This window comes from Okeania sp. SIO2B9 (assembly GCF_010672505.1).
GTDB lineage: Bacteria > Cyanobacteriota > Cyanobacteriia > Cyanobacteriales > Microcoleaceae > Okeania > Okeania hirsuta.
In genome coordinates this window covers 1-3,332 of the sequence record NZ_JAAHGK010000880.1, presented here as the reverse complement: position 1 = coordinate 3,332, position 3,332 = coordinate 1, and the positions used below count along the sequence as shown (strand labels likewise).

Sequence of the window (3,332 nt, the reverse complement as noted above, 5' to 3'; positions counted from 1 at the left end):
TGGGAAGTTGCGGAAATAGAACAAGCTTTAAATATTGCCAATTTTATTAATATGAGTCCAGAGGAATTAGAGATAGTTGAAAACCGAGGGATAGCGATGCAAGATGAAAGAGGAAGGATAGCTTATGCTGAACAACAAGGAGAAGCAAGAGGACGGCTCGATCAAACTATCGCTCTAGTAAAACTTTTAATAACTCAACGTTTTGGAGAGGTTTCTCAAGACATTAGTAGTCAGATAGAAGGTTTGCCTTTGGTAGATGTAGAGAATTTAGTGAAGGTGTTTTTAAGTTTTAATAGTTTGGCAGATTTAGAAAGTTGGTTACAGGAACGTTTATAAGGAGAAATACTACTATGAAATTTATCAATCCTAAAGTTGATTATGCTTTTAAAAAAATCTTTGGTTCCGAGCAAAGCAAAGAAATTTTAATTAGTTTCCTGAATGCGATAATTTATGATGGAGAAAAAACCATTGAATCTTTGACAATTGTCAACCCTTTTAATCCTGGTCAAATTATCGGTAATACCAATTTGAAAAAAGAATGCTACAAAAAAGTAGACCTCGATCAGATATGCTTAAAAATAGCTATTCTAGTTCATTTTAGATAGTTATTTATATCGTTATTCCATCTTTTTAAATATTTCTTCCTTCTTCCTTCTTCCCTCTTCCTTCTTTCTCACTTCTACCATTTGTAACAAACATTTATCAAATTGGTATAAGGACGAATGGCCATTCGTCCCTACTTTGGATGTTAAAGCAGTTTTGTTTGACGGTTCTATTGTAATTATTGAAATGCAAGTGGCATGAATGACTGCTTTTAATAAGCGGGTGGCTTACAATTTGTCTAAAGCTTATGCTAACCAGTTGGATAAAGGGGAGAATTATCCTTTATTAAATCCGGCGATCGCTCTGACAATTACAGATTTTATTCTGTAGCACTAGATTTGCCGCCTAATGACAGCCACTGTCTAAAGGGTTCTGTTGAGCAGCAACTGACTTACAACTAAGACGATTTCTAAATATCATTTCTGACAAACTTAAATCATCTAAATCACCAACTCTGGCCATGAAGCCATCGTTCTTCGTCTCATCCCGTATCATAGTAGGCAACAAAACTACCATAATCTAGGAAATCGTGAGCTTTCAGCAGATGCAGTTCTACCTCTTCGCGATTTGAGATTTCTCTTACCCGTTGCCTTATCGAGGTAACACATTGCCGTGGGAGTTTTGAGCTGATCGCCCCCTCTCTCCCTATCCCTATCTCATCCCGTTTCAAACTCAGCAAATTCGGGACTATCCACGAATGCCGTAAAACAATATCAGTTAGGATACGCCCTCCATCGCCCAGCCAAATCAACCCCTTGCGCCACCATTCATTAAAAGGAGCCTCCCCACATCCAGTCCATCTCACATCCAGCAACGAACTCAACAACACAACTAACCTCATCAGCGACAACACTTTCTCACCACAAACATTTGCCCCATCACCAATCTTTTCCTCAACCAAAGCCTTCGACAACCCTGCACCATCCACCAACTCAGATTTTTCAGCCCCATCCACATCGACACACTCTTCCGACACCGATACCGTCATCGTCTCCAACCCCTGGGAATTTTCGGGAGCAATATCCGCACTCACAACTTCCAACTCTTCCCTCTTCTGCTCTTCCCCAGACACCACTGGAGTAGCTGATATCTCCTGCACCGAAACATTTGCCAAATCTGCCTGTTTCTCGCACGACTCTTTGCCTTCCCCTAATTCCTTCTCCGTACCCAACACCGAACCATCAAAATCAATGAAATAACGGCTCAACATCTCTTTCAACTTTTTCCGTGCTTGGGAAATGCGCTTGTAAACACTATCGTAGGAAATACCCTGTCGCTCGACAATTTCCTGATAAGAAAGCTCTTGATAAAAATGTAAAATAAAAGTTTCCCGCATCCGTTCGGGCAAAGAAGCGATCGCCCGTCGAATCACCACTGACCTCTCATCCTTCTCCAAAACTTGCTCCGGCAACTCCACCGCCGACGCCACTCCCATTTCTCCGCTATCACCAACCCACTCTATATCATCAACACCCACAGCTCTCCGAGAACGTTTGCGGATGAGATCGAGACATAAGTTGCGAGTCAGAGTCATCAACCAAGCAGGCAAATTAGCAATTTTCCCCGCGAACTTGCGCACCTTATGCAATGCCTTCAGCATGGAATCACTCAGAGCATCCTCTGCATCTGCCTGGTTAGAGTTCATCAACCTCAAACAGCAGCGATAAAGTCGGTCTCGATGCTCCCACCATACTTGCCAAAACTCTTTTTCTGTATCCTCTTTATCCAATTTCTGAGGATTTCTGCCTTTTCCGGGGGCGACTGCCACAGGAGCGGGAGTCAAAGTCGCTAACATCGCCATACTCCCTCCCTTTTGAGTAGTTTCACCTCCTGGGATCGGGTCTGTTAATTTCCCTTTTTCATCGGCCTTGAGATGAACCATAGATTAATTAATTTGGGGTTTGAATTTTGCTGCAACACGATCATATTTCTACTGTGATGTCAACATCAACTGCTCAAGTATATTTTTTTTAGAAATAATTATCATTATTATTTCTAATACTTACTTTGCCAAAATTAAAGGTAAAAAATAATCCCTGAGTGAGTTTTAGCATTTATTTTGGTCAAAATTTTCATGTAATTTGCTATAAAATTATTAAGAATATTTCTTAACTTTGCCAGCAAAATATGACAGCGAATCACATTAAGAAATACGATCGCCGTTGGTGAATTTTAGTCAGAATTGGAGTACCGAGGGTTGAGTCAGAAAGGGTTGGGGAAGAGGCGATCATCCCGTTCCCTTTCACCTGCATAGACCTGGGTCAAAAGCAGACTATCAAGGTTGAGTTAAGTATCTTTGGGATTGGTGTTTCTTTATCCTTTCTGATTCTTCTGCTTCATAAAACTGACATAAAACGTCACATAGCGTGATATTTTAATGTTTACTTCCTGCTGTAGGGACGTTGCATGCAACGTCCCTACGAGACCGTCGGCGGCTACTCATCCACAGGTATTCACGGTCAAGCCGACCGCATCCCTCAAATTTATACTCTATCCTTGACAATCCTGAGAGTTTACACCGCCCTCTTCGGTTGCTCTGTTTTTGCTAGTGTCTTACAACTGATACCTCTAAACTCGCATCATCGTCACTTATGTTCTTCACTGATGAACTACCCCGCCGTGTAGACGGACGGGGTTTCTAAGTCCCCGTCAACAAAGTCCGCACTTTGAGATTTTGAGCGCTTCATTTGCCCCAGTTGCCTCATCGAGCCTGTATGTTTACGGGTCGA

The 3,332-nt window shown here is 41.8% G+C and carries 2 protein-coding genes and 2 pseudogenes; 3 read left to right on the top strand and 1 reads right to left on the bottom strand.

The features are described from left to right. The 3 genes and pseudogenes from F6K13_RS24910 to F6K13_RS24900 form a co-directional block, all read left to right on the top strand. Positions 1-336, top strand: a 336-nt coding sequence (locus F6K13_RS24910) for a DUF4351 domain-containing protein (protein WP_287288694.1), incomplete at its 5' end; no start/stop codon positions are given. Positions 337-350: 14 nt separating this feature from the next. Next, a pseudogene (locus tag F6K13_RS35880) lies at positions 351-609 on the top strand (PD-(D/E)XK nuclease family transposase); the annotation flags it as partial. A 132-nt stretch (positions 610-741) separates the two neighbouring features. After that, positions 742-930, top strand: a pseudogene (locus F6K13_RS24900) (PD-(D/E)XK nuclease family transposase); the annotation flags it as partial. Between the two features lie 154 nt (positions 931-1,084). Here F6K13_RS24900 and F6K13_RS24895 read toward each other — a convergent pair. Beyond that, positions 1,085-2,485: an RNA polymerase sigma factor gene (locus tag F6K13_RS24895; protein WP_287288692.1), complete on the bottom strand. Its 1,401-nt coding sequence runs from the start codon at positions 2,483-2,485 to the stop codon at positions 1,085-1,087. Positions 2,486-3,332 lie beyond the last annotated feature (847 nt).